The organism is Pantoea sp. X-Soil-ISGK-355 (genome assembly GCF_059730805.1).
The window spans coordinates 3451011-3465176 of sequence record NZ_AP035971.1 but is presented as its reverse complement, the minus strand read 5'-3'; the positions used below and the strand labels follow the sequence as shown (position 1 = coordinate 3465176).

Annotated in this window: 11 protein-coding genes and 1 riboswitch; of the genes, 5 read left to right on the top strand and 6 right to left on the bottom strand. The window is 56.9% G+C overall.

The genetic code is table 11. The features are described from left to right. Positions 1-4: 4 nt before the first annotated feature. Complete coding sequence (locus AC6I8J_RS15855; RefSeq protein ID WP_497825559.1) at positions 5-1237, bottom strand: multifunctional CCA addition/repair protein; 1233 nt, start codon at positions 1235-1237, stop codon at positions 5-7. 157 nt (positions 1238-1394) lie between these two features. Continuing rightward, positions 1395-2015 carry a TIGR04211 family SH3 domain-containing protein gene (locus AC6I8J_RS15850; protein ID WP_497825558.1) on the bottom strand — a complete coding sequence of 207 codons (621 nt, stop codon included), beginning with the start codon at positions 2013-2015 and terminating at the stop codon, positions 1395-1397. Between the two features lie 271 nt (positions 2016-2286). Between AC6I8J_RS15850 and AC6I8J_RS15845 the strand changes: the two genes are divergently transcribed. The 3 genes from AC6I8J_RS15845 to hldE all read left to right on the top strand — a co-directional run bounded on the left by AC6I8J_RS15845 (position 2287) and on the right by hldE (position 7978). Continuing rightward, positions 2287-3597 (top strand): CYTH domain-containing protein, encoded by a 1311-nt coding sequence (locus tag AC6I8J_RS15845; protein WP_497825557.1) that lies wholly within the window; start codon positions 2287-2289, stop codon positions 3595-3597. Between the two features lie 33 nt (positions 3598-3630). Then, positions 3631-6483, top strand: a complete 2853-nt coding sequence (glnE, locus tag AC6I8J_RS15840) for a bifunctional [glutamate--ammonia ligase]-adenylyl-L-tyrosine phosphorylase/[glutamate--ammonia-ligase] adenylyltransferase (RefSeq protein ID WP_497825556.1) — start codon at positions 3631-3633, stop codon at positions 6481-6483. A 70-nt stretch (positions 6484-6553) separates the two neighbouring features. After that, entirely contained in the window at positions 6554-7978 is a 1425-nt protein-coding gene (hldE, locus tag AC6I8J_RS15835; protein ID WP_161734970.1) for a bifunctional D-glycero-beta-D-manno-heptose-7-phosphate kinase/D-glycero-beta-D-manno-heptose 1-phosphate adenylyltransferase HldE, read from the top strand. A gap of 38 nt (positions 7979-8016) precedes the next feature. Here the strand turns inward: hldE and ubiK are convergent, their stop codons facing one another. Next, positions 8017-8412 carry a ubiquinone biosynthesis accessory factor UbiK gene (gene ubiK, locus AC6I8J_RS15830; RefSeq protein WP_161734973.1) on the bottom strand — a complete coding sequence of 132 codons (396 nt, stop codon included), beginning with the start codon at positions 8410-8412 and terminating at the stop codon, positions 8017-8019. Between the two features lie 171 nt (positions 8413-8583). Next, positions 8584-8741, top strand: a riboswitch (FMN riboswitch). A gap of 110 nt (positions 8742-8851) precedes the next feature. On the opposite strand from ubiK, the gene ribB reads away from it, so the two are divergent. After that, positions 8852-9508, top strand: a complete 657-nt coding sequence (gene ribB / locus AC6I8J_RS15825; protein ID WP_161734976.1) for a 3,4-dihydroxy-2-butanone-4-phosphate synthase — start codon at positions 8852-8854, stop codon at positions 9506-9508. A gap of 235 nt (positions 9509-9743) precedes the next feature. Next, a complete protein-coding gene (gene ygiD, locus AC6I8J_RS15820) occupies positions 9744-10529 on the top strand; it encodes a 4,5-DOPA-extradiol-dioxygenase (RefSeq protein WP_497825555.1) in 786 nt (261 codons plus the stop codon). Positions 10530-10582: 53 nt separating this feature from the next. Here the strand turns inward: ygiD and AC6I8J_RS15815 are convergent, their stop codons facing one another. The 3 genes from AC6I8J_RS15815 to tolC form a co-directional block, all read right to left on the bottom strand. Continuing rightward, entirely contained in the window at positions 10583-11743 is a 1161-nt protein-coding gene (locus AC6I8J_RS15815; RefSeq protein WP_161734981.1) for a glutathionylspermidine synthase family protein, read from the bottom strand. Positions 11744-11750: 7 nt separating this feature from the next. Then, positions 11751-12422, bottom strand: coding sequence for a DUF1190 family protein (locus AC6I8J_RS15810; RefSeq protein WP_033733914.1), 672 nt, complete (start codon positions 12420-12422; stop codon positions 11751-11753). A gap of 142 nt (positions 12423-12564) precedes the next feature. After that, a complete protein-coding gene (gene tolC / locus AC6I8J_RS15805) occupies positions 12565-14031 on the bottom strand; it encodes an outer membrane channel protein TolC (protein ID WP_222924976.1) in 1467 nt (488 codons plus the stop codon). Positions 14032-14166: the final 135 nt, after the last annotated feature.

Here is a 14166-nt window from a genome sequence, read left to right as displayed (position 1 = left end):
CCTGCTAGTCAGGCTGCCCAATCGCCAGACCTTGCGCGACAGCGGCAATGCGTCGTCGCGTCATCTCTTTTCGTACTTCCATCCCTTTGAATCCCGCTTCGACGACCGCTTTAGTCGGCACCGTCTGCGCCAGCGCAAAAGCACGACGCAGATAGTCGCCCTGCGGATAAGGCATACTCTCCAGCCCGGCACGTCCGCGCGCATCTGCTTCGCTGGTCAGCGCCATCTGCTCAACGCGCTGCGGCTTACGCCAGGCATCGATGCGATCAAACAGCGCTACCAGTGACGCCGCAGATTGCCGCTCAATGGTGTGCACAATGTCGTGAAATTCGGTCACGATCAGCGCCAGATCGCGAATTGTGTTGGGCACCCGCAGCCGCTGGCACAGCGCCTCGACCAGCGGAACGCCTGCCAGTCCATGACCGTGGTGGCTTGGCCACAATTCAGGCGGTGTCAGCGCCTTGCCGACGTCATGGAACAGCGTAGCAAAGCGCACATCGATCTCGCCGGAGAGCGCGGCGGCTATCGCCAGCGTCATCAGCGTATGCACACCGGTGTCGATCTCCGGGTGCCACTTAATCGGTGCAGGAATACCAAACAGATTATCCAGCTCAGGAAACAGCACCTGCAACGCACCGCAGTCGCGCAGCACCTGAAAGTAGACCTGCGGATTACGGGTGCCCAGTGCTTTTTCTGTCTCTTTCCACACCCGTTCGGCAGTGAGATTCGACAGCTCACCGCTTGCAGCCATCTGCTGCATCAGCTGCTGGGTTTCGGGGGCAATACGAAAGTTGAGATGGGCAAAACGCGCAGCAAAGCGCGCGACACGCAATACCCGCAGCGGGTCTTCACTGAAGGCTTCCGAGACGTGACGCAGCAGGCGCAGGGCAATATCACGCTGGCCGTTGTAGGGATCAACCAGCTCGCCGCTTTCATCCTGTGCGATGGCATTGATGGTCAGATCGCGGCGCTGTAAGTCCTGCTCCAGCGTCACGTCGGGCGCAGACCAGGTGACAAAACCGGTGTAGCCTTTCCCGTTTTTCCGCTCGGTCCGGGCCAGCGCATACTCTTCGCGACTGACGGGATGCAGGAAAACGGGAAAATCGCGACCGACCTGTTGATAACCCTGCTCAAGCATGGCTTCGGGCGTGGAACCTGTTACCACCCAATCTTTATCTGTAACCGGCAGATTCAGCAGCGCATCACGCACCGCACCGCCAACAAGAAACGTCTTCACGCAACACTCCAGAGAAAAAGAAATGACCTGCACGCCGGGCGTATCCCGCGCCAGAAATCGGCGGTGCATCTCATTTTATTGTTGCACAGATTCCCCGGATTGCAGACATGCCAAAAGGGGGATCCTGTGATCCCCTGATCAGACCGACAGAAGGGGGTCAGTTCATCCAGCGGTCGCTTTTCTTACGACGCGGCAGCATGTGCGGCAGTAAGAGTCCCAGCAGCAGGCCAACACCCAGCACGCCACCGCCATACATAAACCACTGCATGATAATGGTGCGCTGCTTGTCATCCAGCTGAACGTTAGCGGCGCTGACTTTCTTCTGAGCGACGATCAGCTCATTTTTCAGCTTCTGATTCTCGCCTTTCAGCCCGTTGATCACGCCGTCGCTACTGGCGACTTTGTTCTGCATCTCAGCGGTACGCTGGTTCCAGCTGTTGTCGATGTTATCCAGCTTGGCTGTCAAATCTTTCACCTGCTGCTCAAGCTGCGGCACACGGGTACGCAGGCTCGGATTCGCGCTAAGCTGCGACAGGGGGATCCAAGTAGTGCGGCCTTCCGAATCACGGATCTGGCCGTAATGGGTGTCATTGTTGGTCTGTAACAGCTGCACCTCTTCTCCGGCGTTCAGCTTACCGAGCAGGCGAAACTGATCGCCCGGCCCGCTGCGTACCCAGGTTGAGAGTTCATCAGAAACATAGCGTTTTTCGTCGGCATGGGCAGTTGCAAGGGTGCTGAGGGCCAGCAAAGTGAGTCCAGCGAGTGTGATTTTTTTCATTCGATTTCGTTTGGCTTAGTCTGACTAAAATTTACCGGCACAGTCTGGAGAGGCCTCGCATAAATCTGAATGAGAACTATCCTGGTCTCATGGGAGTGCGAAAAGGTCTGCGAAAGAGCAAAGAAAGCAGAGACAGCGCGGCTTCTGTGCATTAATCTTCGCCTGATACCCCCTTGCCCTCCAGGCGACAGCGTGAGTAACCTGCTGATAATCGCCTGAAATATGCAGGAAAAACTCTCTTAAGTGCCAGCGGCGTAGTGAATAAAAAATTATGACCATCGAAATCGAACTAAAGTTCATTGCAACTCCACAAGCGGCCGGGAAACTGGCTGAACTGCTCTCCACTCTGCCGCATCAGCATCAGGCTGCTCGCGAGCTGACCAACATCTACTTCGAAACCGACGACAACCAGCTTCGACGCTGGGATATGGGATTGCGTATCCGTGGCATCGACCAGCGGTACGAAATGACGCTGAAAGCGGCGGGCCAGACGCTCGGCGGGCTGCATCAGCGCCCGGAATACAACGTTGAACTCAGCGAGCCGGTGCTGGATATTGCCCGCCTGCCTGCAGAAATCTGGCCGCAGAGCACCGATGTCGCAGCGCTGCAGCCGCGCTTGCAGCCCCTGTTTACCACCCATTTTCAGCGCGAGATCTGGCTGATCACCACAGGCAACAGTGAAATTGAAGTGGCGTTTGATCAGGGCGAGGTCACGGCAGGTGATCTCAGCGAACCGCTGTGCGAAATCGAGCTGGAGCTGAAACGTGGCGAACGCCAGGATCTGCTGGCCTTCGCACAGCAGCTGGTGGCGCTGGGTGGTCTGCGTATGGGCAGCCTGAGCAAAGCCGCCCGCGGTTATCAACTGGCGCAGGGTAATTCGTCACGCCAGATTGAGGCTTTCCCGCTGCTGAAAGCCGGCGTTAAAGCGACAGTTGAGCAGGGCATGGTCGCTGCGATGTCGGCTGGCTTGCGTCACTGGCAATATCATGAAGAAGTCTGGCTGCGCGGCAACGCGGCGGCGCAGGATGCGGTGCGCGAAGCGCTGGATCTGCTGCGTCAGGCATTCAGCCTGTTCGGTGCGCTGGTGCCACGCAAAGCCAGCAGCGCCCTGCGTCAGCAACTGACCACGCTGGAAGAGATGCTGGTGAACGAAGAGCAGGAGGCGGCGACGTTCTGCTTATCTTCTCTCTCGGTTGAAACGCAGCGGGCGCTGACCCACTGGCTGGCTGAGTCTCAGTGGCGTCAGTGGATTGATGCCAAAGGGGAGGCCAAGCTGCAGGGTTCATTTAAGCGCTTCAGCGACATCATGCTGAGTCGCGTCAATGCTGACCTGAGAGAGACGTTCGTCACGGTCAAACAACCTAACGAGTATCAGGACAAAGCCACGCGTCTGGCGCGTCAGCTGCTTACGGTGCATTTGCTGGCCGGATCTTATCCTGCAGAAACGGTAATGGCCTGGCTGGAACCTTGGCAGCAACTGCTGTCGGCGATTCATGAAAAGCAGTCATCCGGCTTAGCCTGGCTGACGTCGCAGGCTCTGAAACAGCAGCCATTCTGGCTCACCAGCGGCGCTGGCCGCTAACGGGTAATTCGTACCGCCATCAAGGAGGGCGTTATGTTGGCAGCACTTCCCGCGTTGCTACGCGATCAGGCCGAAGAGGCCGCCCGACAGCTTGGGGTTCCGCTGGCTTCGCTCAGCCCGGAGCAGGCCGCCGGGCTGGCTTTCAGCGACTTTGTGCTGGAAAATCTGCAACAACATCCCGACTGGTGGCAGATGATGCTCGACCAGCCGCCGCAGCCTGAAGAGTGGCAGCACTACGCTGTATGGCTAAACGAGGTGCTCAGCAGCATCGACAGTGAAGCGAGCCTGATGCGCGAACTGCGGCTGTTTCGCCGCCGTATGCTGGTGCGTATTGCCTGGATGCAGGCGCTGCAACACGCCACGACCGAACAGAGCCTGCACCAGCTCAGCGTTTTAGCCGAAGTGCTGATCAGCAGGGCGCGTGACTGGGTATATCAGGATTGCTGCCGTGATTTTGGTACGCCCTGTAATGCCGACGGCGACGCACAGCCGCTGCTGATTCTGGGCATGGGCAAGCTGGGCGGCGGCGAACTCAATTTCTCCTCTGACATCGACCTTATTTTCGCCTGGCCGGAAAACGGCACCACGCGTGGCGGACGGCGTGAGCTCGACAATGCTCAGTTCTTTACCCGTATGGGCCAGCGGCTGATCAAAGTCCTGGATCAACCCACCATGGATGGCTTTGTCTACCGTGTGGATATGCGGCTGCGGCCATTTGGCGACAGCGGTCCGCTGGTGATGAGTTTTGCCGCGCTGGAGGATTACTACCAGGAGCAGGGACGCGACTGGGAGCGTTACGCCATGGTCAAGGCGCGCCTGATGGGCGATGACCACGACCGATGGAGCCTGGAGCTGCAGCAGATGTTGCGGCCGTTCGTGTATCGCCGCTACATCGACTTCAGCGTGATCCAGTCACTGCGTAACATGAAAGGGATGATCAGCCGCGAGGTACGGCGTCGCGGACTGAAAAACAATATCAAACTGGGGGCGGGCGGCATCCGTGAAACCGAGTTTATCGTACAGGTGTTCCAGCTGATTCGGGGCGGGCGTGAGCGCTCGCTTCAGTTACGTGCCCTGTTGCCGACGCTGGAGGCGATCAAAACCCTGGCTCTGCTGCCTGCTGAACAGGTGGATACGCTGCGTGACGCCTATCTGTTCCTGCGGCGGCTGGAGAATCTGCTGCAAAGCCTGGGCGACGAGCAGACCCAGACGCTGCCGGAAGATGAGCTGCATCGCGCCCGGCTGGCGTGGGCGATGGATTGTGCCGACTGGCCTGCGCTGATGACCCAGCTTGAGGCTCAGATGGCAGCGGTACGGACAATCTTTGACGAGCTGATTGGGGAAGATACGCCTGAGATTGGCGATCAGCGTGAGCTGGCGGAGTTTCAGGTGCTGTGGCAGGACCAGCTGGAGAATAATGAGCTGGCGCCGCTGGTACCGCAGCTCAGTGACGATCAGCGGCTTACACTGCATCAGACGCTGGAGGCGTTTCGTCAGGACATCAGCCGGCGCACTATCGGTCCGCGTGGCCGTCAGGCGCTGGATCAACTGATGCCGCGTCTGCTGAGCGAGGTCTGCCCGCGTGAAGATGCGGCGGTCACGCTGAGTCGTCTGACGCCGCTGCTGCTCGGCGTGCTGACCCGTAGCACCTATCTGGAGCTGCTGACCGAATATCACGGTGCCCTGCGTCACCTGATTCGCCTGTGCGCGGCCTCACCGATGGTGGCCAGCCAGCTGGCGCGTCACCCTTTATTGCTGGATGAACTGCTCGATCCGGCCACGCTCTATCAGCCGACCGCCACTGACGCCTATCGCGATGAGCTGCGACAATATCTGCTGCGCATACCCACTGAGGATGAGGAGCAGCAGCTGGAAGCGGTGCGGCAGTTTAAGCAGGCGCAACATCTGCGTATTGCCGCCGCTGACATCGCAGGCACGCTGCCGGTGATGAAAGTCAGCGATCATCTCACCTGGCTGGCTGAAGCAATCATCGACTCTGTGGTACGTCAGGCGTGGAACATGATGGTGCAGCGCTATGGTCGTCCCTCTCACCTGAACAATGAACATGAACGCGGTTTTGCCGTACTGGGCTATGGCAAGCTGGGCGGCTGGGAGCTGGGTTACAGTTCTGACCTCGATTTAGTCTTCCTGCATGACTGTCCGGCAGACGCAGTGACAGAAGGGGAGCGCAGCATTGATGGCCGTCAGTTCTATCTGCGCCTTGCTCAACGCATTATGCATCTCTTCAGTACCCGTACCGCCTCCGGCATTCTCTACGAAGTGGACGCGCGTCTGCGTCCTTCCGGCGCGGCAGGCATGCTGGTCAGTACTTTTGAAGCGTTTGAAGAGTATCAGCGTAGTGAAGCCTGGACCTGGGAGCATCAGGCGCTGGTCCGGGCGCGCGTGGTGTTTGGCGAAGCCGCGCTGGGTGATCGTTTCAACGCGATTCGTCAGACGATTCTGTCGCTGCCACGTCCTGCAGACGCGCTGCAAACCGAAGTGCGTGAGATGCGTGAAAAGATGCGTGCTCACCTCAGTAACAAACATAAAGGTCGGTGGGATATCAAGGCCGATGCGGGTGGCATCACCGATATTGAATTCATCGCCCAATATCTTGTCTTACGCTACGCCGCTGAGCAGCCCGAGCTGACGCGCTGGTCTGACAATGTGCGCATTTTTGAGCTGATGGCGAAGTACCATAAAATGCCCGCCGATGAAGCGCAGGCGCTGACGCAGGCTTATGTCACGCTGCGCGACGCCCTGCATCATCGCGCCCTGCAGGCGCTGCCGGGCCACGTTGAGCCAGAGGCTTACGCAGCGGAGCGGCAGACGGTTCTGAACAGCTGGCAACGCTGGCTGATAACGCCTGCGTCTATCCTGGCGTGATGCTGATAGCACAAATCGCAACTGTGCTATCATCCGCGCACTATTTTTAATGCAGTCTGGAGTGTCTGGAATGAAAGTGACTCTGCCCGCGTTCGGCCAAGCCTCAGTGCTGGTTGTTGGCGATGTAATGTTGGATCGTTACTGGTATGGCCCAACCAGCCGTATCTCCCCTGAAGCCCCGGTTCCGGTGGTGAAAGTGGACACGGTTGAAGAGCGCCCTGGCGGCGCGGCAAACGTGGCGATGAACATTGCAGCACTCGGTGCCGCGTCCCGGCTAATTGGCCTGACCGGTGAAGATGATGCGGCGCGCGTGTTAAGTAATACGCTCAAAGACGTCAACGTTCATTGTGACTTCGTGGCGGTCAAAAGCCATCCGACCATTACCAAACTGCGCGTACTTTCCCGCAATCAGCAGCTGATCCGCCTCGATTTTGAAGAGGGCTTTGAACAGGTCGATCCGGAGCCGATTCACCAGAAGATGCGTGAGTCACTGGCTGCTGCGGGTGCGCTGGTGCTGTCCGATTATGCCAAAGGCGCGCTCTCCAGCGTGCAGACCATGATTACCCTGGCCCGCGAAGCGGGCGTGCCGGTATTGATCGACCCGAAAGGCACTGATTTTGCGCGCTATCGTGGCGCAACGCTGCTGACGCCGAACCTCTCCGAATTTGAAGCCGTGGTTGGCAAATGCAAAAACGAAGAGGAGATCGTGGCGCGCGGCACGCAGCTGATCGCGGATTTTGACCTCTCCGCGCTGCTGGTGACCCGTTCCGAAAACGGTATGACGCTGCTGCAGCCGGGCAAAGCGCCTCTGCATCTGCCGACCCAGGCGCAGGAAGTCTATGATGTGACTGGTGCCGGTGACACGGTGATTGGCGTGCTGGCGGCAGCACTGGCTGCGGGCGACTCGCTGGAAGAGGCCTGTTTCCTGGCGAACGCGGCGGCGGGTGTCGTGGTGGGTAAACTCGGTACCTCGACCGTCAGCACTGTTGAGCTGGAAAATGCGATTCACGCCCGCCCGGAACAGGGGTTCGGCATCATGACGGAAGCGCAGTTAAAAGCCGCCGTTGAGATGGCCCGTCGTCGTGGCGAAAAAGTGGTGATGACTAACGGCGTGTTCGACATTCTGCACGCGGGACATGTCTCTTATCTGGCCAATGCACGCAAGCTTGGCGATAGACTGATTGTCGCGGTGAACAGCGATGCATCCACTAAACGTCTGAAAGGTGAAAGCCGTCCGGTCAATCCGCAGGAAAACCGGATGATCGTGCTCGGCGCGCTTGAAGCAGTCGACTGGGTAGTCGTCTTTGAAGAGGATACGCCGCAGCGGCTGATCGCAGGGATTCTGCCCGACCTGCTGGTCAAAGGCGGTGATTATAAGCCGGAAGAAATCGCGGGCAGCAAAGAAGTGTGGGCAAATGGCGGCGACGTGCAGGTGCTGAACTTCGAAGATGGTATCTCCACCACCAACATCATCAAAACTATTCGCGGCAGCTAAAGCAGAAAGTAAGCGGGAGCCTGGCTCCCGCTTAACACTTATTCTGACTTGTTGTCCGGAACAGGTTTCACGACATCGGCAACCGGTGGCGGAGAGACGGCAGGTGAAGTGGCTACTGAAGCGGATGGTGTCGCCGCTGCAACAGGTGTTGCCGGTGCGGTTACCGTTGCAGTCGGAGGCGTACCCGCTGATGACCCCTGACTTTCCAGTTGGGCCAGACGTTGCTCCAGGGCCGCCAGTTTCTCCCGCGTACGCAGTAATACCTGCGTCTGCACATCAAACTCTTCACGGTTGACCAGATCCATCCGGGTCAGCTGCGCCTGAAGAACCTGACGAATTTTCTTTTCGACATCATCACCAAACTCACGAACACCTTTAGGCATCGCTTCGTGAACCTGACGGGCAAGTTGTTCAATTTTTTTCGTGTCGATCATGATGATTTCCTGGTTACGGAGAGCTGTGTCAGCGTGTTTACCAACGTAATAAGTGTTAAGTGTAATGCCAGAAATGAAAAGGATAAACCTCAAATCGGTAACGCAGGAAATGCAAAAGCAATTGCGCTATTGATGATTGCCGCCTCAAACGATCGGCGTTATAGTTGAAAGGCTTATTCTCAGGGCGGGGCGCAATTCCCCACCGGCGGTAAATCAGCTTCGGCTGAAAGCCCGCGAGCGCTTTATCTCGATGAAAAGAGAGGTAAAGGTCAGCAGATCCGGTGTAATTCCGGAGCCGACGGTTACAGTCCGGATGGGAGAGGGTAACGACATCTGTCGGACAGTTGTGTCTGCATCACGTTATTGCCACGTCTTTTTGACGTCACTCCTAAGCACGCCCTGATTCTGGTAACCCATACATTTTAAGGTTTTTATTACCATGAATCAGACGCTACTTTCTGAATTTGGCACGCCTGAACAGCGTGTAGAACGTGCTATCGCCGCCCTGCGTGAGGGACGCGGTGTGATGGTACTCGACGATGAAAATCGTGAAAACGAAGGCGATATGATCTTCGCCGCAGAAACCATGACTGTTGAACAGATGGCGCTGACTATTCGTCACGGCAGCGGCATCGTCTGTCTCTGCCTGACCGAAGCGCGTCGGCAGCAGCTTGACCTGCCCATGATGGTGGAAAACAACACCAGCTCCTTTGGCACCGGCTTCACCGTGACCATTGAAGCGGCTGAAGGCGTCACCACTGGCGTCTCCGCGCAGGATCGCATCACCACCATCCGCGCCGCCATTGCCGACAATGCCAAACCTACCGATCTGCATCGCCCTGGTCATGTCTTTCCGTTGCGTGCCAGCGAAGGCGGCGTATTGACCCGTGGCGGACATACTGAAGCGACTATCGATTTAGTGACGCTGGCCGGCTTTAAGCCCGCTGGTGTGCTGTGTGAACTGACGAACGACGACGGCACTATGGCTCATGCGCCTGAAGCGATTGCGTTTGCCCGTCAGCACAACATGCCGGTAGTCACCATCGAAGATCTGATCGCCTGGCGTCGCGCGCACGAAACGCGCTACGCCAGCTAATCTCTTTGATGCGATAAACAGGCCCCGAGCGGGGCCTGTTTTATTCCTGTCGCACCGCCATGGCGCGGGCTGAACTCTCGCTTTTCCTCACTTCTCCCTGCTGAATTCGTTTTAATCTGATACGTCAAATTTCATTCAAATTTCCTGGTGATCATCATCACGGTTATCCGCGTGATAACCTGGCGAATGCGCGTATCGTAGTGGCTATTAAACAACCGGATCCCGGAGATGACGAATGAGCCAGTTACGCATGCCAGCCCTGTTTTTAGGCCATGGCAGCCCGATGAATGCCCTTGAAGAGAACCGCTATACCGCCGCGTGGCGTCACGCTGGCGATACGCTGCCACGTCCACGCGCAATTATTGCGGTTTCGGCGCACTGGTATACGCGTGGCACCGCCGTGACGGCAATGGCACAGCCGAAGACCATTCATGATTTTGGTGGCTTCCCACAGGCGCTGTTTGATACGCGCTATCCGGCACCGGGATCGCCTGAACTGGCTCGGCAGCTGGCAGAGCAGTTAGCGCCCGTCGAGGTGAAGCTGGATCAGGATTGGGGACTGGACCATGGCTCCTGGGGTGTCCTGATTAAGATGTACCCGGATGCCGATATTCCGGTGGTACAGCTCAGTATTGACGGCACCAGACCTATGGCATGGCACTTTGAGATGGGCCAGAAACTGGCAGCACTGCGCGATCAGGGCGTAATGATTGTCGCCAGCGGCAACGTGGTGCATAACCTGCGTAAAGTGCGCTGGGATGGCAACAGCGAAGTCTATCCGTGGGCCAGCAGTTTTGAGCAGTTTGTCCGCGATAACCTGGCGGTGCAGAGCGATGCCGCTTCTCATCCGCTGGTTAATTTTATGGACCATCCTGGCGCGGCGCTTTCTAACCCAACACCTGAGCACTATCTGCCGCTGCTCTATGTACTGGGCGCACGTCAGCCGGATGAGACAATCAGCATTCCGGTTGATGGCATGGAGATGGGTGCCATCAGCATGTTGTCGGTTCAGGTAGGTTAGGGCGAAGCGGAGAGAAAACAGGCCAGAAGCTGGCCTGTTATTATCGCGGTGCGTTAACCGATAAAGGCGTGCGGATAGAAACGGGAAAGATCCTGAGTGATCAGGTCACGATCTTCACGCAGGCCGATTCCGGCCGGTTGATCGTCGATCAGCCAGCTTCCAATCAGCGTATAACTGTCGCCAAATTTTGGCAGCGGATGGAACTGCTGGACGATCATTCCTTCTTCGCCGTACGGCCCATCAACGCGGGCAATCTCCTGACCATTTTCCACGATCCGGATGTTAGCGCCTTCACGTGAAAACAGTGGCTTCACCACATATTTTTCCATGTGTGGCACGTCATCTTCTGCGAACCAGGCGGGCAGCAGGTTAGGATGATTTGGGAACATCTCCCACAGCAGCGGCAGCAGAGCTTTGTTCGAAATGATGCTTTTCCATGCCGGTTCCAGCCAGCGCACGCCAGCATCGCCCAGCTTGGTAGAGAACATTTCACGCAGCATGAACTCCCACGGATAGAGCTTGAACAGGTTACTAATCACCTGATCATGAGCGTCGGTGAATTCACCTTTTTCGCCCAGGCCAATCTCATCAATATAGAGAAATTCACTCGGCAGACCCGCTTCGGTGGCGCAATCCTGAAGATACTGCACGGTGCCACGATCTTCGTCGGTGTCGCGGCAGCAGGCGAAGTGCAGCCAGTTAAAGCCGTGCTGCTGGTGTAACGCGGCAAAGCGTTCAATCAGCTTTTCCTGCAGGCTATTAAACTGATCGCTGCCGGCGGGGAGTTGACCGGCGTTAAGCTGGTCTTCCAGCCAGAGCCACTGGAAAAATGCCGCTTCATACAGCGAGGTCGGCGTATCGGCATTGTTCTCCAGCAGTTTAACATCATCCTTGCCATCCCAGGCGAGATCCAGACGAGAGTACAGCGATGGCTGACGCTGATGCCATGAATCGCGCACGAAATCCCAGGTATGCTTAGGAATGCGGAATTTAGTCAGCAGCGCTTCGCTGTTGACCACTTTTTCCACCACCTGCAGGCACATCTGATGCAACTCAGCGGTAACATCTTCCAGATGCTCAATTTGCGCCAGCGTGAACTGATAATAAGCATCTTCACACCAGTAGGGCTCGCCATGCATGGTGTGAAAACGAAAACCGAATTCGGTGGCTTTTTCGCGCCAGCCCGGGCGCTCTGAAATGGCAATGCGTTCCATTGGGGCGTTAGCCTCCCATTGAGCGGCTGGAGGTGCCGGTGGCGCTGCTGCGCTGCATGCTGTTCTGCTTCGCGACGGTTTCACCAAAGCCACCACGGGTAATGGTCGACGTGGTCGCCGGTTTTGGTGCCAGCGCCGTTTTCGGCACAGTCATGGTTTTGCCAGAGGTAGCTGCGCCATAGTTACGGCCCGATGCATCAACAAACTGACCATTGGCCGGGCTGCGGGCATTTTTCGGAGAGAACAGCGGTTGCTGCGCAAAGCCCGAACCACCGCCCATCATGCGGCCCATCATGTAACCCGCCATCAGTGGCATCCAGAAGCTGCCGCCGCTCTGCTGTGATTCCGCATTGGTGGTGCCCACGCCTGCCTGAGCCGGTGTCTGCTGACACTGGTTTTCGCCAAATTCAGCGACACAATCTTCACGGGTGGCATATTTTGGCGCGGTGCGTTCCGCCTCTTTTTTGGCCTCATTGAATGCGGTGGTACATTGCGCACTCTGGCCCGGATTGGCTTTCGAACAGTCATCGGCGTTCTGGTACATCGAAACCGTTTCATCGTTCTGTTCACAGCCAGCCAGCATAAATACCGCCGAAACGGCGATAGCAACAGGCGTTAAATGGCGTGCCTGCCAGCTCTTACGAAAAGCGGCATAGCGAATAGATTTTGTGCGTTTCATTATGATTATCCTGTGCCCAAAGGTAGCGCATAGAATAGGGGATGGGGGGGTAAAATTGAAGCTGGAGGCCTGATGCAACAGGGATCTTTACTTAGTTATACGTTCAACAGAGAGGCGGGCCGCAAAGCAGCCCACCTGCTGATTAATTACCGAAAGGATTACCGCTACTGTGGCGAGCCGCAGGACGTGCGGCCTCAGAAGAGCCGGTTGCCACCGGACCGCTATCCACACGTGCGGTCTGCTGGGCATTTTCCGGTGCCACGGTTTCCGGTGACGTCGGGATCTCTTTACCAAGCTGGCTGTTCAGTTTCTGCAGGCTCTGCTCATTGAGCGTACCCAGCGCATAACTGATATTCAGCTGGTTAATCAGGTAGCTATAGCGCGCATCAGAGAGCTGCTGCTTCGCGTTGTAGAGCACGGTAGTTGCATCGAGCACATCGACGATAGTACGTGTACCCACCTGATAGCCTGCTTCTGACGCATCGAGAGAGCTTTGCGCAGAGACCACGGCCTGTTTGTAGGCGTTGATGCTGCTGATAGACGCATTCACGTTGTTAAACGATGAACGTACGGTCTGAACCGCAGAGCGGTGCGCGCTTTCCAGTGATTCACTGGCGCTGACGAAGCTGTACTGCGCCTGTTTCACCTGAGAGGTGACGCTGCCGCCGCTATAGAGTGGCAGTGAGAAGCTCAGGCCAACCTGGTTAGAACCGGTAATGGAGTCAGTTGAACCCTGGCTCTGGTTCGCACGGCTGCCGCCATACTTGCTGTTTGACAGGCCGGTAGAGGCAGTCAGACCAATAGTAGGCATATGACCCGCTTCCATCTGGCGGATCTGCTCACGGGCTAAATCCTGGTTCAGACGCGCAGAGAGCAGCGACAGGTTACGGGCTTCCGCCTGCTTAAGCAGTGCGCTCACGGGTTCCGGCTTATCGGTTCTGAAGCGATCGATGCTCAGCGAAGCAAGCGACATGTAATCCATGCCGGTGATCTGACGCAGCGTTTCTACGTTATTATCAAGGTTGTTACGCGCGGTGACTTCGTTGGCCAGCACGCTGTCATACTGGGCGCGGGCGTTCTGTACGTCAGTGATGGCAACCAGGCCAACGTTAAAGCGCTGAGTGGTCTGATCCAGCTCGCGATAGATCGACTGTTTCTGCGCTTCAGTGTAAGAAAGCGTATCAATCGCTTTCAGCACGTTGAAGTAGGCGGTCGCGGTGTTCAGAATCAGATCCTGCTGTGCGACCTGATAGGTGACATCCTGAATACCGGCAGCTTTTTCCTGCAGGGTCAGCGCGCGCCATTTCGACATGTCGAAAATAGTCTGGGTCAATTGCAGCGTGCCGCTGGTCGTGTTGGAATGGAGACCGCTGCTGTCGCGATAGCCGTTGTTATAGGTGTAGTCTGCACCCAGGCCGAGCTGGGGTAATAATGGGCTGCGCGCTTCGTTGATTTTCTCAAAAGCAGAATCGCGATCGGCAGCGGCGCTGCGCAGATCCGGGTTGCTCAGACGCGCTTGCTGGTAAACCTGAAGCAGGTCTTCGGCCTGGCTGGCGAAGCTGAAACCGCCCAGGCTCAGCCCAATAAAAAATGGGAGCAGTTTTTTCATTTGCATTCCTTTTGTTGCAGCAAATTGCAGTGGGTGCGCTGCCGGGTAAGCCAAAAATTATCGCCGATTCTAGCAGAGGGCAACTGTGAGATAAGTTGGCTGAACGTGCCTTCTCCCTCTAATTTACGTAAATAA

Coding starts and splice junctions, on each gene's coding strand:
- AC6I8J_RS15850 (WP_497825558.1), bottom strand. CDS start 2,015: ATGAAAAAAATCACACTCGCTGGACTCACTTTGCTGGCCCTCAGCACC.
- AC6I8J_RS15845 (WP_497825557.1), top strand. CDS start 2,287: ATGACCATCGAAATCGAACTAAAGTTCATTGCAACTCCACAAGCGGCC.
- glnE (WP_497825556.1), top strand. CDS start 3,631: ATGTTGGCAGCACTTCCCGCGTTGCTACGCGATCAGGCCGAAGAGGCC.
- hldE (WP_161734970.1), top strand. CDS start 6,554: ATGAAAGTGACTCTGCCCGCGTTCGGCCAAGCCTCAGTGCTGGTTGTT.
- ubiK (WP_161734973.1), bottom strand. CDS start 8,412: ATGATCGACACGAAAAAAATTGAACAACTTGCCCGTCAGGTTCACGAA.
- ribB (WP_161734976.1), top strand. CDS start 8,852: ATGAATCAGACGCTACTTTCTGAATTTGGCACGCCTGAACAGCGTGTA.
- ygiD (WP_497825555.1), top strand. CDS start 9,744: ATGAGCCAGTTACGCATGCCAGCCCTGTTTTTAGGCCATGGCAGCCCG.
- AC6I8J_RS15815 (WP_161734981.1), bottom strand. CDS start 11,743: ATGGAACGCATTGCCATTTCAGAGCGCCCGGGCTGGCGCGAAAAAGCC.
- AC6I8J_RS15810 (WP_033733914.1), bottom strand. CDS start 12,422: ATGAAACGCACAAAATCTATTCGCTATGCCGCTTTTCGTAAGAGCTGG.
- tolC (WP_222924976.1), bottom strand. CDS start 14,031: ATGAAAAAACTGCTCCCATTTTTTATTGGGCTGAGCCTGGGCGGTTTC.